21 protein-coding genes and 2 pseudogenes are annotated in these 22,004 nt (G+C 62.8%); 14 read left to right on the top strand and 9 right to left on the bottom strand.

Features of this window, described 5'->3' with window-relative positions:
* Positions 1 to 23: 23 nt before the first annotated feature.
* The 3 genes from trxB to E3O28_RS10310 all read right to left on the bottom strand — a co-directional run bounded on the left by trxB (position 24) and on the right by E3O28_RS10310 (position 5,093).
* On the bottom strand, positions 24 to 986 hold the full coding sequence (gene trxB, locus E3O28_RS10300) for a thioredoxin-disulfide reductase (RefSeq protein WP_104100657.1): 963 nt from the start codon (positions 984 to 986) through the stop codon (positions 24 to 26).
* Positions 987 to 1,087: 101 nt separating this feature from the next.
* Complete coding sequence (locus tag E3O28_RS10305; protein ID WP_347232378.1) at positions 1,088 to 2,707, bottom strand: lipid II flippase MurJ; 1,620 nt, start codon at positions 2,705 to 2,707, stop codon at positions 1,088 to 1,090.
* Positions 2,700 to 5,093: a DUF6049 family protein gene (locus tag E3O28_RS10310; RefSeq protein ID WP_134415843.1), complete on the bottom strand. Its 2,394-nt coding sequence runs from the start codon at positions 5,091 to 5,093 to the stop codon at positions 2,700 to 2,702. The genes E3O28_RS10305 and E3O28_RS10310 overlap by 8 nt, the downstream gene beginning before the upstream one ends.
* 80 nt (positions 5,094 to 5,173) lie before the next feature.
* On the opposite strand from E3O28_RS10310, the gene E3O28_RS10315 reads away from it, so the two are divergent.
* The 10 genes and pseudogenes from E3O28_RS10315 (at position 5,174) to E3O28_RS10360 (ending at position 15,108) form a co-directional block, all read left to right on the top strand.
* Complete coding sequence (locus E3O28_RS10315) at positions 5,174 to 6,604, top strand: CCA tRNA nucleotidyltransferase (RefSeq protein WP_104100659.1); 1,431 nt, start codon at positions 5,174 to 5,176, stop codon at positions 6,602 to 6,604.
* 226 nt (positions 6,605 to 6,830) lie between these two features.
* Positions 6,831 to 7,835 (top strand): hypothetical protein, encoded by a 1,005-nt coding sequence (locus E3O28_RS10320; RefSeq protein ID WP_134415845.1) that lies wholly within the window; start codon positions 6,831 to 6,833, stop codon positions 7,833 to 7,835.
* 268 nt (positions 7,836 to 8,103) lie between these two features.
* Positions 8,104 to 8,451 (top strand): annotated as a pseudogene (gene rpsF / locus E3O28_RS17335) (30S ribosomal protein S6); the annotation flags it as partial.
* 216 nt (positions 8,452 to 8,667) lie between these two features.
* Complete coding sequence (locus tag E3O28_RS10330; protein WP_104100662.1) at positions 8,668 to 9,171, top strand: single-stranded DNA-binding protein; 504 nt, start codon at positions 8,668 to 8,670, stop codon at positions 9,169 to 9,171.
* Between the two features lie 56 nt (positions 9,172 to 9,227).
* A complete protein-coding gene (rpsR, locus tag E3O28_RS10335; RefSeq protein WP_035835236.1) occupies positions 9,228 to 9,491 on the top strand; it encodes a 30S ribosomal protein S18 in 264 nt (87 codons plus the stop codon).
* Between the two features lie 8 nt (positions 9,492 to 9,499).
* The gene (gene rplI, locus E3O28_RS10340) at positions 9,500 to 9,949 is read left to right on the top strand and encodes a 50S ribosomal protein L9 (protein ID WP_104100663.1); all 450 of its coding nucleotides are present in this window, start codon (positions 9,500 to 9,502) and stop codon (positions 9,947 to 9,949) included.
* 443 nt (positions 9,950 to 10,392) lie between these two features.
* Positions 10,393 to 11,784, top strand: a complete 1,392-nt coding sequence (dnaB, locus tag E3O28_RS10345) for a replicative DNA helicase (RefSeq protein ID WP_104100664.1) — start codon at positions 10,393 to 10,395, stop codon at positions 11,782 to 11,784.
* Between the two features lie 299 nt (positions 11,785 to 12,083).
* On the top strand, positions 12,084 to 12,455 hold the full coding sequence (locus E3O28_RS10350) for a hypothetical protein (RefSeq protein ID WP_134342727.1): 372 nt from the start codon (positions 12,084 to 12,086) through the stop codon (positions 12,453 to 12,455).
* Positions 12,448 to 12,774 (top strand): ATP-dependent DNA ligase, encoded by a 327-nt coding sequence (locus E3O28_RS10355; RefSeq protein WP_104100666.1) that lies wholly within the window; start codon positions 12,448 to 12,450, stop codon positions 12,772 to 12,774. The genes E3O28_RS10350 and E3O28_RS10355 overlap by 8 nt, the downstream gene beginning before the upstream one ends.
* Positions 12,775 to 13,023: 249 nt before the next feature.
* Positions 13,024 to 15,108, top strand: coding sequence for a fructose-specific PTS transporter subunit EIIC (locus tag E3O28_RS10360; protein ID WP_134342726.1), 2,085 nt, complete (start codon positions 13,024 to 13,026; stop codon positions 15,106 to 15,108).
* A gap of 204 nt (positions 15,109 to 15,312) precedes the next feature.
* Here the strand turns inward: E3O28_RS10360 and E3O28_RS10365 are convergent, their stop codons facing one another.
* From E3O28_RS10365 to E3O28_RS10380, 5 genes and pseudogenes are all read right to left on the bottom strand, one after another.
* Positions 15,313 to 15,999: a hypothetical protein gene (locus tag E3O28_RS10365; RefSeq protein WP_134342725.1), complete on the bottom strand. Its 687-nt coding sequence runs from the start codon at positions 15,997 to 15,999 to the stop codon at positions 15,313 to 15,315.
* Positions 16,000 to 17,064: 1,065 nt separating this feature from the next.
* A complete protein-coding gene (locus E3O28_RS17250) occupies positions 17,065 to 17,253 on the bottom strand; it encodes a helix-turn-helix domain-containing protein (protein WP_255453082.1) in 189 nt (62 codons plus the stop codon).
* Positions 17,251 to 17,634 (bottom strand): annotated as a pseudogene (locus E3O28_RS17255) (recombinase family protein); the annotation flags it as partial. The gene E3O28_RS17250 and the pseudogene E3O28_RS17255, both read right to left, overlap by 3 nt.
* Before the next feature lie 275 nt (positions 17,635 to 17,909).
* Entirely contained in the window at positions 17,910 to 18,908 is a 999-nt protein-coding gene (locus E3O28_RS10375; protein WP_134342723.1) for an acyltransferase, read from the bottom strand.
* Positions 18,909 to 19,126: 218 nt separating this feature from the next.
* A complete protein-coding gene (locus E3O28_RS10380) occupies positions 19,127 to 19,561 on the bottom strand; it encodes a DUF1232 domain-containing protein (protein WP_104099776.1) in 435 nt (144 codons plus the stop codon).
* A 396-nt stretch (positions 19,562 to 19,957) separates the two neighbouring features.
* Here E3O28_RS10380 and E3O28_RS17340 point away from each other — a divergent pair, with 396 nt between their 5' ends.
* The 4 genes from E3O28_RS17340 to E3O28_RS10400 all read left to right on the top strand — a co-directional run bounded on the left by E3O28_RS17340 (position 19,958) and on the right by E3O28_RS10400 (position 21,654).
* Entirely contained in the window at positions 19,958 to 20,032 is a 75-nt protein-coding gene (locus E3O28_RS17340) for a hypothetical protein (RefSeq protein ID WP_338145491.1), read from the top strand.
* A 90-nt stretch (positions 20,033 to 20,122) separates the two neighbouring features.
* A complete protein-coding gene (locus E3O28_RS10390; RefSeq protein ID WP_134415851.1) occupies positions 20,123 to 20,599 on the top strand; it encodes a glycosyltransferase in 477 nt (158 codons plus the stop codon).
* On the top strand, positions 20,596 to 21,168 hold the full coding sequence (locus E3O28_RS10395; RefSeq protein ID WP_134415853.1) for a GtrA family protein: 573 nt from the start codon (positions 20,596 to 20,598) through the stop codon (positions 21,166 to 21,168). The genes E3O28_RS10390 and E3O28_RS10395 overlap by 4 nt, the downstream gene beginning before the upstream one ends.
* An 87-nt stretch (positions 21,169 to 21,255) precedes the next feature.
* A complete protein-coding gene (locus E3O28_RS10400; RefSeq protein WP_198411506.1) occupies positions 21,256 to 21,654 on the top strand; it encodes an ester cyclase in 399 nt (132 codons plus the stop codon).
* A gap of 251 nt (positions 21,655 to 21,905) precedes the next feature.
* Here E3O28_RS10400 and E3O28_RS10405 read toward each other — a convergent pair.
* Positions 21,906 to 22,004: integrase core domain-containing protein (locus E3O28_RS10405; RefSeq protein ID WP_134394301.1), on the bottom strand; the 99-nt coding region annotated here is incomplete at its 5' end.

Raw genomic sequence — 22,004 nt, forward strand, 5'->3', positions numbered from 1 at the left:
GGTTATGTGACTTCGGTGAGGGATTACGCGAGTGCGGGTTCGCCGGCGCTGGCCAGCAGGTTCTCGGGAAGCGAGGCCAGGTAGTGCTCCGCGTCGAGTGCGGCGACGGTTCCGGATGCCGCTGCGGTCACCGCCTGGCGATAGGTCGGGTCGATCACGTCCCCGGCGGCGAAAACACCGGTCTGGCTGGTTTTCGAGCTGCGACCGGCGACGGCGATGGTGCCCTCCGGGGTCAAATCGAGCTTGGTGTGCACGAGGTGCGTGCGCGGGTCGTTGCCGATGGCCACGAAGATTCCGCCGAGGGGGAGCAAGGTTTCATCACCCGAGACGGTGTTGCGCAGGACCAAGCCGTCGACGGCATCCGTGCCGGTGATGCCGACGACCTGGGAATTCCAGAGGAATTCAATCTTGGGGTTGGCGAACGCACGCTCCTGCATGATTTTGGAGGCCCGCAGGGTGTCCTTGCGGTGCACGACGTAGACCTTGCTGGCGAAGCGGGTGAGGAAGGTGGCCTCTTCCATCGCGGAGTCGCCGCCTCCGATCACGGCGATCGTCTTCTCCTTGAAGAAGAAGCCGTCGCAGGTGGCGCACCAGGACACGCCGCGGCCGGACAGGCGCTCTTCGTCGTCCAGGCCCAGCTTGCGGTAGGCAGAACCCGTGGCAAAAATCACGGAGAGAGCTTCGTGCTTCTCGCCGCTGCCCAGCGTGATGGTTTTGGTGTCGCCGGAAAGCTCGAGCTCGGTGACGTCGTCATAGACGACCTCGGTGCCGAACCGCTCGGCCTGCTCCTGCATCTTGGACATCAGTTCCGGTCCCTGGATGCCGTCGGGGAAGCCCGGGTAGTTCTCCACCTCGGTTGTGTTCATCAGTTCGCCGCCGGCCTCGACCGAACTGGCGATCAGAAGCGGCTTCAGGTTCGCCCGGGCGGCATAGATCGCGGCCGTGAAACCGGCCGGTCCGGAGCCTATGATGATGATCTGACGCACGCGTAGACTCCTTCAGATTGTGGGGGCAGCGATCTCGATTGCCTCGCTTCCGGATACAACACATCCTAATCGGATGCTATTCCACGCCGGCTGGGGACCGGTCAACGACGACGGATGCGGTCGATCACCGGGTCGATGAAGCCGCGCAGCTCAGCGGTGCGCATGAGCAGCAGCAGGCCGAAGTAGACGCCTGACATGGCGAGGCCGATGACGATCATAGTGAGAACGGCCTGGAGCTTCCCGGACAGGGCGAATCCAGCCTCCTGGGTGCCACCAAGCACGAGCAGGAGGAGAACGCCGGCCGTGATCGCGGGCACGGCGGCGACTAAGTACTTCACGAGGCTGCGCAGGATGCGCCGCCCGTCGATGCCGCCGAGGCGCCCACGGAGCAGCCCTGCCGCCAGCAGGGCCTGCGCAATGCCGGACACGGTGACCGTGAGCGCGACGCCCGCGGCGATCCAGGCGCTGGGCAGAAGCGAGCAGGCAAGGACGCCGATGATGACCAGCGTCACCTGGAACAGGGTGAAGTAGAACGGCGTACGGGTGTCGCCGAGCGCGTAGAAGGTGCGTTGTACGACGAACAGGACGCAGAACGCAACGAGGCCGAGCACGTAGGCGACGATGACGTTGCCGATGCTCTGTACCTGTTCGTAGGGGGCGACGAAGACCCGGGCGAACGGGTAGGCGCAGACCGCGATGACGGCGGAGGCGAGCACGATGATCAGGGTGGTGCCGCGGATGGCGGAGGAGGCATCCGTTCTGACCAGGGCCAGCTTGCCCACCGAGGCGTGCTCGCTCATCCGGGTGAAGTAGGCGGTGGTGACTGAGACGGTGATCACCGAATGCGGGAGCATGAAGATGAGCCAGGCCGTGTTGAGTGCGGCGACCGAGGCGTCGGAGTCGCCGGCTAGGGTGACCACCCGGGTTTCGACGACGCCGGCCAGGGTGGTCAGCAGGAGCATCCCGAAGGTCCAGCTCGCCATCCGGCCGGCCACGCCGAGCCCGACGCCGCGGAAGCGGAAGTCGGGGCGGAAGCGCAGACCGATGCGGTGCCAGAAATAGAACAGCACGACGGCCTGCAGCACGACGCCGAGCGTGGCGCTCCCGGCGAGGACGGCGATCATCGCGGGCGTGAACTCGGTGGCCAGCCGGGTCCCGTTCGGGTCGGCTCCGTAGAACGCCGAGAAGGTGAGTAGGCCCGCGATGGCCACGACGTTGTTGACCACGGGAACCCAGGTGAACGGGCCGAAGGACTTGCGGGCGTTCAGAACCTCTCCGAGGACCGTATACAGGCCGTAGAAAAAGATTTGTGGCAGGCACCAGAAGGCGAACGCCGTGGCGAGGGCCAGCGATTCCGGCTTCATGTTGGACCCGTAGAGCAGGGTCAACAGCGGAGCAAGCGCGGTGGCTGCGATGGTGGTCGCGGCGAGGATGACCAGGGCCAGCGTGAGGAGTTTGTTGATGTACGCCGTGCCACCGTCGGCGTGCAGGCTGGCGCGCACGATCTGCGGCACCAGGACGGCCGTCAGCACCCCACCGGCCACGATGACGTAGACCGTGTTCGGAAGCTGATTCGCCACGGCGAACGCGTTGGTGCTCTGACCGACCTGGCCGATCACCCCCGCCAGCACAATCAGCTTCACGAAGCCGAGGATGCGAGAAACAATGGTTCCGGAGGCGAGGAATGCGCTCGCCCGGCCGATGCTGTCGGTCTTAGGCACGGGGCTCCGTCGGGGCATCGGCCGCGCTGGTGGGGGTCAGCGGGCCGGGCGCAGCGCCGGCGGCCCCGGATTCGGGATCTTCTTCTGGGGGTGCTTCGGCTTCAGGGACTGTGGCCGGTTCTGCCTCTGGCTCGGGGGCGTCCGCAGTCTCAGTTTCGGCACGTTCCCGTCGGCGTCGCAGAATGTTGCGCCACACCCCGAACCCGAAGAACAGCACCACGAACGCGGCGAACAGGAGGGATCCGAGGCCTTCCCAGTCTGCGCGCACGTTGATCGGGATGAGGGCGGGCTGCGAGATGACCGTTCCCGCCGGAGTGAGCAGGGTCACGCGCAGGGTGACGGCGCCGTTTCCCACTGCGGCCGTCACCGGGATGGTCACGGTGCGGGCGGATTGGGCTTCGATGGTGGACTCCACCGCCTCGCCGACCAGGAGGCGCCCGTTGGAGGGAACGACCTGCACCATCACCGTCACGGCCTGGCTCAGGGCGTTGTCCAGGGTCACCGGAATGTCGACCTGGCTGCCGACCACGTTGATGGGGCCCTTGGTCGCGACCGTGATGGAGCCCACAAGCGCCGAGGAGTTCGCGAGGCTGGTGCCGACGGCATCCGCCCAACTGGCCTCCTGGGATGCCCAGGAATTGGATAGCAGAGCCATCAGGTCCAGGCGCTGCGTGCCTGTGACGATCGCCGGGTCGGACAGTACGGAGGAAAAGTCGGTGATTGTCTTCTCGGCCTCGAAGAGCTCGGCGGCCAGGGCCACGCGATCCTCCGGCTCGGCCTGGCTGTCAAACTCGACCTCTTCGGCTGGAACGGATGCCCGCACCTCCGGCAGGGTGGACGGCGCGTACCACCGCAACCCGGCCAGCGCGTCGATGGTCTCGGTGAGTCGGTCTGCGTTGGGCGGCCACCCGCGGTCGAAAGTGGCCAGGAGGGTGCGCGCGGTTCCGGGGCGCTCGGCCGAGACGACCGCCAGCTGCGAGCTGACCTGGGACATGGCTTCGCGCCACGCGTCATCCGTTGTCGCGGCCGCGGCGGTGCGCAGGGCGGCGGCCAACGAATCATCGACGACCAGACCCAAACCGTGGCCGGTGCCGAGATCAAGGGATGCATTCGGGGTGAAGTCGCCGGCGGCCCCGGATGCGTTCGATCCGCCCAAAATGGTTGTGTTGAGGCCACTGGCCGCGAATACGTCCAGGTCTGCACTCGCAACGTCACCCTCGGCCGGCCAGCCGATGTCAGTGGCGCTATATTCCCAAGCAAGCAACTCTTCCGTGGTGGGTGGTGTGCCATCGCTGGGGGGTGCGGGCTGGTCCGTTGACGGCGCCGGTGTCTCGGTGCCAGGCGGGAGGGCAAGGTCGGAGTTCGGCGTCGCGGACTGGTCCGTCGCGGCGAACAAGGCAGGGTCGATCGCCTGGACGAACGTGGTGGGCGTCAGCAGCGGCCCGGCGCCGGCTTGAGCCTGCAGGGCAAGGTCGGCATCGGCATAGCTGAGCGGGAATATATCGTTCGGAGCCTCGTCCAGCCGGTTCAGCCACGCGATTGCGCTGGGCGGTGCCGCCGAACCGAGGATTCGGATGGAAACAATGATCAGCGGGTCGATGGCAATGGTGACCGGGCGGCCGACGACGCCGTCGAGCTGGCGGCTCAGAACACCGGTCGGCGCCGTAAACGTTTCCAGTGCCTTTGACGTAATCAGGCCCGTCGACTGCGCGGGGGCGGTGATCGGCATGATCACCGACATGTTGACGGGGGTGACCTCTTCGTCGGAATACCAGACGAAGGTGCCTCTGCCCTCTGCCCGCACCCTGTCGTCTGTACTCAGGGTGGCGGCAATGCCGCGGGCACCCCACGCGTTGCCGCTGGTGAGGCCCACGGAGCCGGCCGGCACGGTCAAGGTGAAGATCTCGGTGCTGTCCGGCTGAATGGACGCCATCGTGGGCTCGCTCAGCATGAGATCGCCGGGTTTGCTGTTCTTCTCCGGATCCAGCCAGCTGTTGAGGGCGTTGCGGTTGATCAGTGCCCGTTCCGCGAGGAAGAGGTTGATGGTGCCCGGTGAGATGGTGTCAAGGGTCGCGTTCTCGACGGTGACAGTGACCGTGAGGTCCTGGCCAGCCTGGAGGGGCGCCAGTGTCGCGGGCGACACGCGCAGGTTCACCGCATTGGCCGTTACGGCGGCGATGGTCTTCGCTGTCGGGGCCGCTGGGGCAGATGCAGATGTGATTTCAGACGCGGTTGCGGATGCGGGCAGACCGGCGGAGGCGACCGGCAGAACCCCGGCCAGTAGGCCGATCAGAACGGCGCCGATCGGCCTCTTCGTGCGTGACCAGAGGCCGCGCATCGCTCCGGGGAGCGCGGGCCGACGCTTGAGAACAGACTCGGCCACCATGTAGGGGATTCTACGGCTTCGACGCGGGGGTAACGCCGCACCGGGGCAGCCGGCGTAGCTCCAGCAACTAACATGGGGTCATGCAAAGCGTTGCGACAGCCCTCAAGCGGCTGGGCGACCTGGCTGCCACCCCGACCGTTTCCCGATTGGCGACCGCGTTCCAGACGGCTGGACACGAACTGGCCCTCGTCGGCGGACCGGTCCGCGACGCCTTCCTCGACCGGCCGTTCAACGACCTCGATTTCACGACGGATGCCACGCCGGACCAAATCCTGCACCTCGTGAAGCCAATCTCGGATGCCCACTGGGATATCGGCCGCGCCTTCGGAACAATCGGCGCCCAAATCGCCGGCGAAAAGGTGGAGATCACGACTTACCGGTCGGAGAGCTACGACGGCCAGACGCGCAAGCCCGAGGTGGTTTTCGGCCACCGCCTGGAGGATGACCTGCTACGCCGCGATTTCACGGTGAACGCACTGGCTCTGCGCCTTCCGGGGCTGACTCTGGTCGACCCCGCGAACGGCATCGACGACCTCCTGGCCGGCGTTCTGCGCACGCCGATTTCCCCGGAGATCTCGTTCGGCGACGACCCGCTGCGCATGATGCGGGCGGCCCGGTTCGCCGCCCAGCTCGGATTCGCCCTCCACGCCGACACCGCGGAAGCGATGGAAGCGATGGCGGACCGCATTCGTAATATCTCGGCCGAACGCATCGGCGACGAGCTCTCGAAGCTGCTGTGTGCGGACAACCCGCATGCCGGGCTTGAGCTGCTGGTGGACTCCGGGCTATGCAGCCGGGTGCTGCCGGAGATCCCCGCCCTGCGCCTCGAAGTCGACGAGCACCACCACCACAAGGATGTCTACCAGCACACCCTGACGGTGCTGGACCAGGCCATCGGCTACGAGAAGTCCCGCGGCAGCTTCGACGGCCCCGACCTGATCGTGCGCCTGGCGGCGCTGCTGCACGACATCGGCAAGCCCGCGACTCGCAAGCTCGAGCCGGGCGGCGTGGTCAGTTTCCACCACCACGACCTGGTCGGCGCGAAGCTGGCGAAGAAGCGGCTACGAGCCCTCCGTTTCGACAACGACACGACCGCCGCCGTGGCACGCCTGATCGAACTGCACCTGCGTTTTTTCGGCTACACCGAGGGTGCCTGGACGGACTCCGCGGTGCGGCGCTACGTGCGGGACGCGGGGGACCAGCTCGAACGACTGCACATCTTGACTCGTGCGGACGTCACCACCCGTAACCGCCGCAAGGCGGACCGGCTCGGCTTCGCCTACGACGACCTGGAACAGCGCATCGAGGAGCTGAACGAACAGGAAGAGATGGCGGCGGTGCGCCCCGATCTCGACGGTGAGCAGATCATGGCCGTCCTCGGAGTGGGTCCGGGCCGTGACGTCGGCGAGGCCTACCGGTACCTGCTCGAGCAGCGGCTGGATGATGGGCCGCTCGGCGAAGACGAGGCCACCCGCCGCCTTATCGCCTGGTGGGCCGAGCGCGCACAGTAGGCCCTCCCGGCGCCTTCCGGGCCCGTCTATTCGCCGAGGCTCGCCGTTTGTGCCGAGAGTCGCCGCACGGGTGACGACTCTCGGCACAAACGGCGAGCGTCGAGACCCGGTGGCACTTCGCGAGCGGATGTGTCACCATCCCTCCACAGGACCTCCGCCGCCGATCTTGGCCACAGGAGCCGCCCTTGCGATCGGAGCCAGTAGGCCGCACCACCAGCATGGCGCTATGAATCTCTACTCCCCGCATGACTGGCGGCCTTTGTATCTCGGTCGTGACGTTCGGTTTCTCGGCGGCGATGGGCGTCCTGTTCAACGGCTGGTCGGATCCGGTCAAGCCGTTCGCCTACGACGTGGCGTTGCCGTTGACGCGACCGGCTGGGACACCATCAGCGATCGTGATCGGTACTTCTTGCGTATGCGCGCCGTGGAGGCCACCAGAAAGTCCCAGCCCGTCTACTCTTATGAATCGGCTGCTGTTTTGTGGGGACTGCCCATCGTCGGCAGATGGCCCGACGAGGTCCACCTCATGGCTGCCGGTAAAACCGGCGTGCATTCGAAGAACGGGGTCACCTGGCATCACGACCGATTGCCCGACGAAGACGTCGTGGAGATCGAAGGGATGCTGGTCACGGGTCTGCTGCGTACGCTGATCGATGTTGCACGAACGGCAGGATTCCTGTCGGCAGTCGCCACGCTCGATTACGGAACGAAACCTAAATTCATCCTGCCGAACGGCATGGCTGCGCTCGGGATCGACCGCGACATTCTGCTTGATCGACTCGACTCCGACGGACCAACCCGTGGGGCACGAGCCGCTCGGATCGCCATTGTCTTCTGCGACAGTCGATCCGGTTCGGTGGGCGAGTCCCTCAGCCGAGGACAGATTCACCTGTGCGGATTCCCGCCCCCCGAATTGCAGGTGTCCTTCGTGCACGAGGACGGGCAGGAAGACATCACGGACTTCCGGTGGGTTCAGAAACAGGGGAACCGCACACTTCGCCTCCTCGGCGAATTCGACGGCAAAGTCAAGTACACGCGGGACGCCTTCATGAATGGGCGTACCAGTGAAGAAGCCGTGTGGTCAGAAAAGCTTCGCGAGGACCGGCTTCGCGGGACGGGGCACGGAATGGCGCGCTGGATCTGGGCCGTAGCGCTGCGCCGGGAGAGCCTGAAACGGCTCCTGCTCGCCGCCGGGCTGCGTCCCGAACCAGGGAAATGCCCCAACAGGTGAAGCGACCGTCGCCGTTCGTGCCCAGAATCTCCGATAGAACGGCGATGGTCGGCACAGTTGGCGATACTCGCGACAGCGTTGACGGACTCGGCGGCGACGAGGGCGCCAAACGGGTGAACGCGCGGAGGCGGTGGCGGAGGGCCGCCGTTTCCGGTAGCCTTGGCAGGTTGTCTGTGCGCCGGATTCCCGGCCTCCGCTTACAACACATGCACAACCCTCCTGCTGCAGAGATTCTGCAGCCGTTTAGTCCGAAGGAGGTGGGTTAGTCATGCATCAGTACGAGTTGATGGTTATCCTCGATCCCGAGATCGATGAGCGCACCGTAGCTCCCAGCCTTGACAAGTTCCTCAACGTTGTTCGCAACGATGGTGGAACCATTGACAAGGTTGACGTTTGGGGTCGCCGCCGTCTCGCTTACGAGATCAACAAGAAGTCCGAAGGCATCTACGCCGTTGTCGACTTCACCGCCAACGCTTCTGCCACGGCCGAGCTCGACCGCCAGCTGAAGCTGTCGGAAGCCGTCATGCGCACCAAAGTGCTTCGCGCAGAAGAAGGCATTGCCCAGGTCGCCGTCGCGAGCAAGCTCGCCGCCGAGAAGGCCGCCCGCAAGGCAGCCAACCCGAAGGTAATCGCTGCGAAGGCTGAAGCCGCTGCTGCCGCCCCGACCGCCAAGGTCGCCGCGTCCGTGAAGCCCGCATCGGCAGCTGCTGCCGCCGCGGTCAAGGCTGCTCCGGCCAAGGTCGAAGCCCCGGTTGTCGACGCTCCTGCCACGGCAGAAGCTGTTGCTTCCGCGCCGGCCGCGTCCGCCGACAAGGCAAGCGACAAGTAGCCCGTGGCCGGCGAGACCGTAATTACCGTGGTGGGCAACCTGACCAGCGACCCGGAGCTGCGGTACACGCAGAACGGGCTGGCGGTTGCCAACTTCACCATCGCATCCACTCCGCGCAATTTCGATCGCGCGACCAGTGAGTGGAAAGATGGCGAGTCGCTCTTCCTGCGCGCGAGCGTTTGGCGTGAATTCGCCGAGCACGTAGCTGGTTCACTGACCAAGGGTACCCGTGTCATCGCTTCCGGGCGTCTCAAGCAGCGTTCGTATGAGACGAAGGAAGGCGAGAAGCGAACGAGCATGGAGCTCGAGATCGATGAAATCGGTCCTTCGCTGAAATACGCCACCGCTCAGCTCACTCGCGCGCAGTCATCGTCTTCTCCTCGAGGCGGTGGCTCACCTGCCGTTGCCTCGAACGACGAGCCCTGGGCTGCCAGCGCCCCCGCCGCGAACACCGGTGGAGATGTCTGGAACACTCCGGGAAACTTCAGCGACGAGACACCCTTCTAAGCCGAGCCTTACAGGCTGTTGGCTGAAAAACACTTCTTTGAGAAAGTAAGGAAATCATGGCTGGAAAGTCGAGCGGCGACCGCCGCAAGCCGCTCCGCGGTGCTAAGGGTGGCAAGAATGCCGCTCCCGCGAAGTCGATCCGGGTTGGTGTCATCGATTACAAAGATGTCCCCACCCTCCGCAAGTTCATCTCCGAGCGTGGAAAGATCCGCGCCCGTCGTATCACCGGTGTTTCCGTTCAGGAGCAGCGTCTTATCGCCCGCGCCGTCAAGAACGCTCGCGAAATGGCGCTGCTGCCCTACGCCGGTTCAGGCAGGTAGGACACCTCATGTCAAAAATCATTCTGACGCACGAGGTCTCCGGCCTCGGTGCACCCGGTGACATCGTCGAGGTCAAGAACGGGTACGCCCGCAACTACCTCTATCCGCAGGGATTTGCTGTTTCCTGGACTCGCGGTGGCGAGAAGCAGATTCAGCAGATCAAGGCCGCTCGCGTAGCCCGCGAGCACGCCACCCTCGAAGAGGCGCAGGCTCTCAAGGCTGCACTCGAGAACGCCAAGGTCAAGCTGGTCGTCAAGGCCGGCGAAGGCGGACGCCTTTTCGGCTCCGTCAAGACCACGGATGTTGCGGATGCAGTTGCCGCAGCGGGTCTCGGTGCCCTCGACAGGCGCAAAATCGAGCTCAGCCCGATCAAGATGACGGGTGAACACCAGGCAACGGTTCGTCTTCGTGACGAACTGAGTGCGACCATCACACTGCTGGTGGTAGCTGCCAAGTAAGCTCTACAGCTTTACACCCGTGTGGCGGTGGGTTCCGAAAGGAACCCACCGCCACACCTGTTTAAGCGATGTCACACACCCAATCGGGGGTGATTTTAGTCCCAGAACATGAGGCGCTGTACACAGGTTTTCCCACACCTCGACAAGATTCAATACGTACTTTAGATAGGTTTTCTACACCACATTGTGAATAGAATTAATACCTGATCAAGCTGCATTTATGCGATAAAGAACTTAAGTTGTCCACAGTTGATTCCACAGCTTGTGCACAAGACACGCGGCGTTTCGCCCAGATTCTCCACAGGCTTATCCACAGGGCGGTTTGTTCTCTGCCGAGCCGGGTCCGTATGGTGGGCACGCGGCCGCAATCGAGGTGTGCACAGTGCCCGGCAGCGATGTCGGTGGGCCCTGATAGAACTGCACCACGAGTAAAGGAGGCACGAGTGTCGATCTCTCACTTGGGTCTGGCGGACAAGCGCGGGGCAGACTCACGCGGCGGACTGGAAGCCCGGCACACCGAGCGCACGCTCCCGCACGACCTCCTGGCCGAGCAGAGCGCGCTCGGCGGCATGATGCTGAGCAAGGATGCCGTCGCCGACGTCGTCGAGACCGTGCGCGCCGCAGACTTTTACATCCCCAAGCACGAGATCATCTTCGACGCGATTCTGTCGCTCTACGCGCAGGGCGAGCCGACCGACGTTATCGCCGTCACCGACGAGCTCACCAAGCTAGGCGAGCTGTCCCGGGCCGGTGGCGCGGACTACCTGCACACGCTCACGAGCCTCGTGCCGACCGCGGCCAACGCCGGTTTCTACTCTTCGATCGTCGCCGAACGCGCTCTCCTCCGGCGCCTCGTCGAGGTCGGCACCCGCATCGCCCAGATGGGTTACTCCGGTGAGGGCGAGGTGCTGGATCTGGTCAATACCGCCCAGGCCGAGGTCTATGCCGTCACGGGTGGCAGCGAAACCGAAGACTATGTGCCGCTGACCGACGCGGTCACAGCCGCGATCGAGGAGATCGAGGCTGCCAAGCTCAAAGACGGTCAGATGACCGGTGTTCCCACCGGCTTCGCCGATATGGACGAGCTCACCAACGGCTTCCATCCCGGCCAGCTGATCATCGTGGCGGCGCGTCCGGCGCTGGGTAAGTCCACGCTCGCCCTCGACTTCGCCCGGGCAGCCTCCATCAAGCACGACATGCCCAGCATTTTCTTCTCCCTGGAAATGGGCCGCAGCGAAATCGCGATGCGTCTGCTCGCGGCCGAAGCATCCGTGCCCTTGCAGAGCATGCGCAAGGGCGCCGTCGACGCGCGCGACTGGACCACCATTGCCGCCACCCGCGGTCGCATCAACGACGCCCCGCTCTACATCGACGACAGCCCCAACATGACCCTGGTCGAGATCCGGGCCAAGTGCCGCCGGCTGAAGCAACGGGTCGGCCTCAAGATGGTCATCATCGACTACCTGCAGCTGATGACGTCGGGCAAGAAAGTCGAGTCGCGCCAGCAGGAGGTCAGTGAGTTCTCCCGCGCGCTCAAGTTGATGGCCAAGGAGCTACAGGTTCCCGTTATTGCCCTCTCCCAGCTCAACCGTGGTCCCGAACAGCGCGCGGACAAGATGCCGGCCATCTCAGACCTGCGCGAGTCCGGTTCGCTCGAGCAGGACGCCGACATGGTCATCCTGCTGCACCGCGAGAGCGCGTACGAGAAGGACAATCCGCGCGCCGGCGAGGCGGACCTGATCGTCGCCAAGCACCGTAACGGCCCCACGCGCACCGTCACGGTCGCGTTCCACGGCCACTACTCCCGCTTCGCCGATATGGTGCCGGGCGCCTGACACCCTTTAGGTTCCTGATCTACATGTCATAATCCTGATCTTGTTGTCCATCGCTTGTCAGTGATGACAACTAGCAAACCTCGAAAGTCGAAACAGCTTGGCGTGACTCGCCCACCGCGTCAGTCAGTAGCGGCCCTGTGGATGGACTGGAGCGCCGCACGGCTTCAACCTTCACTCGCGGGAATCGCCAGGGCCCGCCGGCGTCGGGGCAGCCTTTCGCGAGGCCAGCCTTCTCCCGCTGGCCTGCGCCGGTGGACCATCGGCGTGCGCGGGGCACAACAATCAGCTAACATCACCGCATGAAGCGCATAACATATATCGGCGGCTCCATTGTCACGAGCAACAGCATCACATCAGCGCTTCTCGACTACGTCACCTCAGTGGCCGATAGCGACAATAGTGTGGCTGTGGATGTCACCGTGCTCGACGAGAACGACGAGACATCCGTGCACACGCTAACTCTCAGCCCAACCAGTCAATTCGACGTCGTCGATGTCGACGTCGAAGGGATGACGGAGGAAGATGAGGCGACGCGTTTCCCGTTACCTGAAATGCCGATGATCGGTATTACCGGCACCGTCGAAACCACAGGCGACGCTGGTCAGACGGCCAAGGACTTTAACCTTGTCGCTAACGAAATCGACAACGGACTTGGGAGCATTCATGGGTAAATTTATCTACGGGACTCCGTCGATCACCGTCGATTTCGACGACCGGGTGCTCGCTCACCTCAAGATCGTCATTTTGTCCAAGGTACGCCGAGGGGAAAGTTTCACGTTTTCGTGGGAATACTCGGCGGCATCAGGACACGGTCACAGCACCATTTGGATCCACCCAACGATTCCGCTTCAATTCGACTTTTTCGGCAATAGGGAACCACTCCTAAACCGTGCTTGGGTCGAGGAATTGGTGCGTCTGTCAAACACACCAGGCGGCCTGCGGGTAACGCCGGAACCGGCCGAGTTGGAGACGCCCGCACGCGATCGATAATTGCCTGACTACTCCACCCTGGCTCCCGGCGTGAAGCCTGCCAGCGGGGTCAGGGCCAATGGATGCGTGACGTCGTGTCGATGGCCCGGATTGCGACGGACGCACTCGCCCTCAGGGGCTCCATCAGGTCAAAGGGCTAAGGCACGCACCCACTTTCGGGGCAGTGATAAACTTAGCTAAATTTATGAACTTGGGCTGTGGTGTCCGCGGAAGTTCCGGTCGGCCTCGCCCCGGAAGGACGGCTTAGCCATGTCCCAACCTCTCTTCGAAGCGAGCACGGTGCCACCGAGACTCTTGATTCTCGGGATCACCGCCTGCCCCACGGGCATAGCGCACACCTACATGGCGGCCGAGAAGCTCGAGAGCGCAGCGGCTGAGTTGGGCTACGAGATGAAGGTCGAGACGCACGGCTCGGTCGGCGTCGAAGGCACCTTCAGCCAGGACGACATCGACCGTTCGGACGCAATCGTGATCGCGGCCGACACCAAGATCGACGCCTCGCGCTTCGTGGGCAAGCGGATCGTCTCCGTCGGGGTCGCCGACGGCATTCACCGCCCCGCCGCCCTGATTCGGGACGCCCTCGCCGCCGAGCCGTCCACCGTCGGCGACAGTTCCAGCCGGGACGCCACGCCCTCGGGCAGCGGCAAGGCCGACTTCGGAAGCACCCTGTACCGCGCACTGATGAACGGCGTGTCGTACATGATCCCGTTCGTTGTGGTCGGCGGGCTCCTGATCGCCATCTCGCTCTCCTTCGGCGGCGAGGCGACCCCGAATGGGCTCGTCATCCCGGAGGGCAGTTTCTGGCTGACGCTCAACCAGATCGGCGGACTCGGTTTCACCCTGATGGTGCCGATCCTCTCTGGCTTCATCGCCTACGCCATCGCCGACCGGCCCGGGCTCGCACCGGGCATGATCTGTGGCTGGATCGCCACGACCGGGGCCTTCTACAATTCCGAATCAGGCGCCGGCTTTATTGGCGGCATCATCACCGGTTTCCTGGTCGGCTTCGTCGCCCTCGGCATCAAGAAAATTCCCGTACACCGCTTTATCAAGCCGATCATGCCGATCCTCGTGATCCCCGTGCTCACCACCGTGATCGTCGGCGGCGCCTTCGTGCTCGCCCTCGGCCAGCCGATCAGCTGGGTCTTCTCCAGCATGACCACGTTCCTCACCGGCCTGCAGGGTGGCAGCGCGATCGTGCTTGGCCTGATTCTCGGCGCCATGGTCGCCTTCGACATGGGCGGCCCGATCAACAAGACCGCATTCCTCTTTGGTGGAGCATTGATCGCGGAGGGGAACTCAGCCCCGATGGGCATGGTCGCCGCCGCGATCGCCGTCCCGCCGCTCGGGATGGGCTTGGCCACCCTGATCCGCGGCCGCTACTTTTCCAAACCAGAGCGTGAAGCCGGCATCGCCGCACTGTTCCTGGGATTCTTCGGCATCACCGAGGGCGCGATTCCGCTCGCCGCGGCCAAGCCGCTGCAGGTCATCCCGGCGAACATGATCGGTGGCGCCATGGCCGGAGGCATTGCCGCCCTGTTCGGGGTCACCAACTCCGTACCGCACGGTGGCCCAATCGTCGCCGTCTTCGGTGCGGTCTCCGGGGTGCCGATGTACTTCGCGGCCTTGCTCACCGGCGCCGTCGTCACCGCCCTCGTTTCGGTGCTGCTGCTCGGCATTTCCGCGCGCAAGTCGACCCGCCACGCTGCAGCGACGGGTGCGGCCACGGGCACCGCCGCCGGGGCTTCCGGTCCTGTCCCCGCGTTCACGGGCCCATCGGACGCGGATGCCGGCACGGTCGGCTCGGTCGCGTCCGAGTCCGAATCGTCGCCTATGCCCCCGGCGAAGAAGACGGTGCTCGACTATATCGACGAACGCACGATCGTGCTCGACGTCGAAGAGACCGACCGGGATGCGATGATCAGCACCCTCGCCGGCCTGATGAGCAAGACCGGCCGCGTCACCGACGAGACCCTGGTGACCCAGGCCGCCCTCGCCCGCGAGAAGCACGGCACGACGGGCATCGGCGACGGCATCGCGATCCCCCACGCAAAGTCGGACGGTGTAACCGCCCCGGTACTCGCCTTCGCCCGCAGCACGCAAGGCATCGACTGGAACTCAGCCGACGGCTCCAAGGCCACGCTGATCTTCATGATCGCCGTCCCGGAGGCGGAGGCCGGAACCGAGCACCTGAAGGTACTCGCCCAGCTATCCCGCGCCCTGATAAAGCCCACCTTCCGCGACGCCCTCCAGGCCGCCACGACCCCCGCGCACGTACTCGAGGCGCTGGCCCTGCAAGTCGGCGCGAAGACGGTCGCACCCGACGCGTTCTAGGAGCCTGCCGATGGTACGCATCGGCAAACCCGAGCGCTTAGCCTCCAGCAGACCAGAAACGCCGCGGCTTCGGGTCGAAAACTCAACGATTTCGGCCTGCCAGGTTGGGTGTCACGAAGGAACGTCTAGCGGGGCACTGGCTGATGTTTTCGTTTACCGAATTTGTTGTCGGGAACCGCGACTGATTCAGGTCGCTGCGGTCGGTCAGGCGATGCTCGTATAGCGGGAGCAGGCATCGAGCACCTTGTTGGCATCATGAGTTCCTGCGCGATTGATGCCTTGCGGACCGAAAATCGGAAACGGTAGATCTAGCCGGCGCCCATCGACAGTCTGAAAAATGCGGAGGGCCAGAACCGCGACGCTGATATTTCCTATTTCGACCATGTGTCGGCCGGGATGGGCGTAATCAATGTCGTTCCAGGGCAGGGCCATTTGAGGGACATCGGTTCGTCCGCGACCCCAAAGCTCGATTCCTTTCGGTCCGAGCGTGACCACGAAATGCTGGCGCAGTCGCGGTCGGTCGGTCCCAATCGTCTTCAGGGCGTCGATGAGTGCCGGGGTGCGCTGCGTCATGAAGACAAAGGCGTCGGGTCGAACCGCCTTTGCCGCTCGCAACTTGGCGCGCTGGAATACGGCGGTGCCCAAGAAAATCAGGGCGACAAGCACTCCAAGCCCCACCAGCCCGATCCGGCCTGTTTGTTGGAACGACATTCGATCGGCGAACTGGCCATCTGCGCCAACCAACAGGTCGCTGAGGACCACGGCGATGAACCCGATCGCGATGATTGCAAGGCCCCAGATCCCGATCTTCATTGGCAGCGAGGTGGGCACGTCGACGAACCGCACGGCATTGCCGAGCGACGACGTGTTGACTACCGCTCCAGAGGTCATGAGCCGAGCCTACCCATGGGGTGACCCGGAGCGGTAGCAACAACAGGGGTCGGAAATCACACGCCGTTAGGGCTGGTGATGCGGTCATGACGCGGCAGCATTGCTGCTCACCAAGGTGATGAGGGCAGCGGTGAGATTGCGTCCGGCAACCCTTGAGACACTAGGCACCGCCCAATTCGCCAAATGCAGTCAGATTCATGTGTGGGGTGTCTCGTAACCTCGGTGTGTCGAAACACATGAGATGTAAGACGACTCGAAGCCCGATAATGCGACATCGAGCTTCACAGGGCGCCGCCATTTATCTCCAAACTCCACAGAAACCCTGCCAGATAGGGTTCAAGCTCGATCTTCTTGGCACTGACACGCAAGGGTCTCAGACCCTGCTCATTAAAGGATTCGTCACCCCTCCGCCCGGCGTGAGCGCTCCTTGGGTAGTTCGAGGCCGTGTTTGGCAATTACGGCCTCCGCTTGCTCTTTGTAATCAACCCGTATGAAGCGCCTCGAGAAGGCCCATTTGATCCACGGCTCCTGGCTGTCGTGAAAACTCGCGTGTGCCGCGAACTCGCGTCGAACTCGCTGATGTCACTGCCAGCTGCGCGGAGATGATCGCCGTTGAGCAGTTCAGACTCCAGCTCTGACCAAACTAAGCCAGCAAAGTAGGCCACGAAGAAGCTCGCCGCTCCCACCTGCCAGGAATGTCTGGCTATGAACTGCGAGGGCAACCGCGCTGTCGCGTCGAAAAGCGCGTCGACCGCTGGCGCGAGCCTTTCAATTTGGCGTCGTTTCACCGCGCTCGTGTTTGGGTGATGAGTTATGTATTCGTCGGGAAGCAATGCCGGAGCGAGCATCGCTGCCTTCTGAAATGCGAAGATGACCTCATCGATCTGCTGGCGATCACGGATGAGCCGTGATTTTTTGGCCTCCAATCGGGCGTAGCAAAGTACTCTACGACGAGAGTCGTGATGAGAGCGACGAGCACGGGAACGTCGATTTTGCTGAAGGCGTCAGCTATTTCATTCGGGATCATGGGCAAATCTTTTGCATCAGGTTCGTCGATCTTGCGTTCTACTCGTCTGCACCTGGAGCAGGGTCAGCCCGTCGTGGAGGCAGAATGCGGTACAGGCTCGATTTCGTGATGCCGGTCTTAGAAACAATGTCGGGGATTGTGTGCCCCGCGTTGCGCAGGTGATCAGCGTAGGCGAGTTTTGTGGGATCCACGACGCTGGGGCGCCCGATGCGCCGGCCCTTGCTCATCGCAACTGCACGGGCATGGGCGGCACGTTCGAGCGAATAGATGCGCTCCATCTGTTCGAATAAGGCGAGCATGACTACGGCTAGCTGCGACATCGAATCATCCGGATTGGCGGAGTCGACCCGAATCGGATCGGCTAGGTTTCGTTCCCCGACGCCACGTTTGCGCAGGTCGTGGATCATGTTTAGCGTGTCTCGAACAGTTCGGCCGAGACGGTCCAGGGTGTGCACCACGATTACATCGCCGTATCGAGCGACTTTGAGAGCCGCCGTTAGCCCCGGTCGGTTTGTCGTCGAGCCTGATTTCTTGTCGACGTAGACCTGATCGGCGGGGATCCCGACGGCGCCGAGCGCGTCGAGCTGCCGGTCGAGGTCTTGCTTGGCAGTCGAGACGCGAGTTTAGTTAATATCCACAGCGGCCGTACCGGAAGTCGTTTTTGTACGAGAGAAACGAAAGACCTTTTCGAACCTAACTTTTGGAACGAATTTCCACAGCGTGTCGAAATTCTAAACTCCGCCGTAGGAGGCGTTCCACTTTCAAGGATATGGAACGGTTCGGCTTCGAGGCTTTACGTTCAGTTCGGCACTCGGATTGAAAGTCGTTGCGGCGTCCGCGGCGCAGCGTTCCGAGCTCGCATGTTTACGCCATTCTCCTCTGGTCAGTGTGCTGGCTTGAGGCCGGTGATAGCGCGGCTGTGGGGGAGGCGCAGCAACAGCAGTCCCACCGGCCAAGCGATTCCGATCGTGAGCAGGTAGACCACGGGTTTCGATAGACCCAATGAGTGGAGGCCTGTGACCACCGCAGGGTGGATAAAGAGCACCGTTAATGACGCCCGGGCAAGTTGAGTGACCGCTCGCGAGAGCTGGCCAATGCCGCCGACTCGGCTCTTTCGTCTGACACTGGGTTTGGCATCCTCCCCAACAGAATCGCCGCCCAGCAGACCCTCTGTAATGAGAATGAAGCCGAAGGAAAGTGCGACGGCCACCACTATGCTCACGACCGGGGTACCCACATCGAGCCGCTTCAAATCAAGCGGCTGCGACCATCCCAGAACGATGAGGGTAAAGGAAACCGCAAGCAACACGACACCAGTGACAATCGGGTGCCGCACCATACCCCGGGCCCGCCGCATCGAACGCCCGGCAACGATGAAGATGATGCACGCAAGGGCGAGCCCCAGGCTCAACGGCAGGAATCGTGCAGGATGTCCCGGGATGTACGCCGCCGCGATGAAAAGTATCGCGGCGATGGCCCACTGCCCGGGTAGCGGCAACCGTGACACAGGCCAATAGATGACAGCGGCGAAGAACAACGCTGTCACAAACCACATCGCCCAAAAGGGCCCATCGGTCGCGAACTGGCCGCCCCAGAGAAGGTGCGCGAGCCTGATCGGATCGAAGCCGCCCTCCACACTTTCGGTCCCTAAGGTGACCGTTCCAAGCAGCACGAGCCAGACCGCGTAGGGGATGAGGAGGGACCTGACCCGGTTCCTAACCTCCCGGTTGAACGACCGACCGACCTTCCAGAGATAACCGGAGAGCAAAAAAAAGATCGGTACATGCCAACTGTAAAGAAATGGTCGTGCTGGACCGTCTACCCAGATGTGGCCGGCCACAATTGCGAGCATTGCGAACACGCGCACAGCGTCGAGGGACACGGAGCGGCCTCCGTGGAAGCCAGCACGGACGCGCGCTCCCGTCGATAGGAATTTTTTCTCGTTGGTCCCACCGTCGTCTTGCCCGCTACTGCTGATAGATCTTCCTCCCAATATTCACTGGCAAGTCGTCATCGTTCGACCATGGACGAGGACATAGGTGATGTCCAACAAACTGTCCAGCGCAACTATCGGTGCGGATGCATCGTACCTTCGGCGCCTCAAACCCCATGATGATCAGATGCCTCCCCTTGGTGCAGGCCAGCTAGTCGCAGTACCGCGGCTAGTCCTTCCGGCGCACCAGGCCAGTGGCGTTTGATCGCGACGCTACCTGCTTGTTGGGTCGCGAACTGCAGCGCGATCGCGACAATAAGGGCGCCGTCAGCATATCCCAGAACCGGGATGAAGTCAGGGATCACATCAATGGGAAATAGAAGGTGAAAGAGAAGAATGTGGAGCCATATTCGCACGCCCATGGACACTGAATGATCGCTCGCGAGCCGCCGAAGGAGATGCGAAGTATCGGGCACGAGCCGCAACAAATCCTTGAGCGATGCACCTCTTAGGTGACGCGTGGATTCAATCCAGAGGAAAAGCACGAGCGCGAGCCAGAAGAGTGCGAGGCTTCCCAGGGCGCTAGCGCGAACTGCCACCATTCAGTCATCATTCACGCCCCCCGTGACGAAAACCACGAGCGTCTTAGCGTTCGTCGCAGCAAAGTATTCCAACTCCAATCGCATTCCAACCGACTATCACCCACTTCCTCGTCGGCCTTGGCGGTTATTGCTGTGAACCGAGATGGGGTCCACCAGTTGTACCGACTCAAGTGTGTCCCACTCGGCGCTGCTTGGCGTTTGTCGAGCCGACCGCTGGTGAGCCCGCCCTTGACACGGGCGTCGATGGCTCTCTCGGTGAGCGTTGGCTCTCTCACTTTCTTCTCACGGTGGTGTCAATAGCGTCAGTTTTATGACAAAGATGGCAATAACTATCAGGGGCCTGTTGCGGTCCTTCGGTTCCCGGCGGCGTTAGCCGACCTCGCTCTCGAGGTGCCGATGGGAGAAGTATTCGGGTTGCTCGGGCACAACGGGGCGGGCAAGACCACGTCGGACTGGCGTAGCTCGCGATAATCATCACCGCCCACCGGCTCTACCTCGCCTCCCGCTAGCGGCGAACAAGAACGCTCGCCTCGCCCCGGACAGGAAAGGAATGACCCGCTGATGGCCGTTTCGATCGTGATACCCACCTACAATGTGGCACCGAGCATCGCTGAGCTCGCCGCACGGATTAGTGACGCCACAACCAATTACGACGCGGAAATCATCTTCGTCTCTTCGGACGACACACCGCAGGTAATAGTTCACGTCGGCAACACCGCCCGCCTCCCCGTCCGCATCATCCACCGAAGTACACCCACCGGCGGCTTAGCGGGCGCGGTCCTCGAGGGCATTGCCGCCAGCGACGGGAAGGGGTGCATCGTGATGGACGGCGATCTGCGGCACCCTCCCGAGATGATTCCGATTCTGCTAGCCGCAGCTGCTAGCGAACACGAAGATGTGGTTGTCGCCTCCCGGAACCTTGACGACGGTTCATCCGGCGGGCTCGCAGCCGCATCCCGCCATATCGTCTCCACCGCAGCAAACCTCCTGGCACGCGCAATGCTCCCGTCAGGCTGCAGAACTGCACCGACCCGATGACAGGCTTTTTCGCCGTACACCGCGCCACCATAGATATATCAGCGTTGCAGCCACGAGGATTCAAAATACTGCTCGAGATTCTGGCCCGCAATACGGTCACCGTGGTGGAGGAACCGTTCGTTTTCGACGAACGACAAGCCGGTGTATCCAGAGCCGACTTCCAGCAAGGGGTCCGCTTCGTCACGCAACTTGCCGCACTCCGCTTCGGTCACCTTTCCGGCTTCGTCAACATCGGCGCAGCTGGTGCGGTAACGAACCTGCTCATCATGGCAGGACTGCAGGCTCTCGGCGTGTGGTACATCGCTGCTGCAATCATCTCTGCAGCCGTCACAATCGTCGGCAATTTCCTCCTCCAAGAGCGATTCGACTTCCGAGACCTCCGAGGACCTGCCGCATCCGGATGTATCCGATTTGCCCGATCCTTCGCCCTCAACGGCGTCGAGGCGACGGTTCGCACCGCTGTGCTCTGGGCCGTCGTCGAGACAACGACACTGCCAGGAATTGCAATGCAGGCCGTCCTCATCGGCATCGGATTCATGCTCAGATTCTTTCACCACTCCCAACGTTGAACGTCAACGGCGGTATGGTCACCTCGTGGCCCACACAAACCCATCCATGATTAATTCTGGGAAGAGAGCGAACACATGAGTCAAGAAGTGAATATTGCTGCACAGCAGAAGTTTGGTGACGCCGTGAACAGCGGAGAACTCGACCTTCTCAATGACCTCGTGGCCGAAGACGCAGTCGACAACGACCCGGCCCCGGGCCAGGGCCCGGGCCACGCAGGCTACAAAGCGTTCTTCGGCGAGATGATTGCCGCTTTCCCCGACCTGCACATCGAAGTCGAGCGCCTCGTCGCGAACGACACCGACGTCGCATTCGCGTACACTCTCACCGGCACCCACCAGGGCCCTCTCATGGGCCACCCGGCTAGCGGGAAAACGATGTCTGTTCGTGGCATGCAAATCAGCCGGTTCGAGAACGGGAAACTTGTCGAGCGTTGGGGTAGCAGCGACGAACAGGGCATGCTCCAACAACTCGGCCTGGCACCGTAACCTGCGATAACTGGCGTGCCTAATCAGAAGGAGTAGGGCGGAGGACGCTTATTTGACTATGGTTTATGACGCGAGACGGCCTTGATCGCGCACTGGGCACGCAGGCAGAACTGTACTGGTGTGCCTGGTAGCGCCTCCGATCCGTCAACGCTGGCGCGTAGGTAGGGGTGGCTCGTAAATTCGTTGCCGCTACCAACATTGCGCGTATCGTTTCGCCGCGCGTTTTGTTGGTCTTATGAGGACGAGCTGACCTAGCTGTTGTTCCCACTGACGTTGTGAGCACGGTTGATGGGTGATTTGCCGCCGATGCCGGTATGGGGTCTGTGGTGATTGTAGCTATGGATCCAGTC

Origin of the sequence: Cryobacterium sp. TMT2-14, from assembly GCF_004402465.1 — a bacterium.
GTDB classification, from domain to species: Bacteria; Actinomycetota; Actinomycetes; order Actinomycetales; family Microbacteriaceae; genus Cryobacterium; species Cryobacterium sandaracinum.

Coding starts and splice junctions, on each gene's coding strand:
- E3O28_RS10310 (WP_134415843.1), bottom strand. CDS start 5,093: ATGGTGGCCGAGTCTGTTCTCAAGCGTCGGCCCGCGCTCCCCGGAGCG.
- E3O28_RS10315 (WP_104100659.1), top strand. CDS start 5,174: ATGCAAAGCGTTGCGACAGCCCTCAAGCGGCTGGGCGACCTGGCTGCC.
- E3O28_RS10320 (WP_134415845.1), top strand. CDS start 6,831: ATGAATCTCTACTCCCCGCATGACTGGCGGCCTTTGTATCTCGGTCGT.
- rpsR (WP_035835236.1), top strand. CDS start 9,228: ATGGCTGGAAAGTCGAGCGGCGACCGCCGCAAGCCGCTCCGCGGTGCT.
- rplI (WP_104100663.1), top strand. CDS start 9,500: ATGTCAAAAATCATTCTGACGCACGAGGTCTCCGGCCTCGGTGCACCC.
- E3O28_RS10350 (WP_134342727.1), top strand. CDS start 12,084: ATGAAGCGCATAACATATATCGGCGGCTCCATTGTCACGAGCAACAGC.
- E3O28_RS10355 (WP_104100666.1), top strand. CDS start 12,448: ATGGGTAAATTTATCTACGGGACTCCGTCGATCACCGTCGATTTCGAC.
- E3O28_RS10360 (WP_134342726.1), top strand. CDS start 13,024: ATGTCCCAACCTCTCTTCGAAGCGAGCACGGTGCCACCGAGACTCTTG.
- E3O28_RS10365 (WP_134342725.1), bottom strand. CDS start 15,999: ATGACCTCTGGAGCGGTAGTCAACACGTCGTCGCTCGGCAATGCCGTG.
- E3O28_RS17250 (WP_255453082.1), bottom strand. CDS start 17,253: ATGAGCAAGGGCCGGCGCATCGGGCGCCCCAGCGTCGTGGATCCCACA.
- E3O28_RS10380 (WP_104099776.1), bottom strand. CDS start 19,561: ATGGTGGCAGTTCGCGCTAGCGCCCTGGGAAGCCTCGCACTCTTCTGG.
- E3O28_RS10390 (WP_134415851.1), top strand. CDS start 20,123: ATGGCCGTTTCGATCGTGATACCCACCTACAATGTGGCACCGAGCATC.
- E3O28_RS10395 (WP_134415853.1), top strand. CDS start 20,596: ATGACAGGCTTTTTCGCCGTACACCGCGCCACCATAGATATATCAGCG.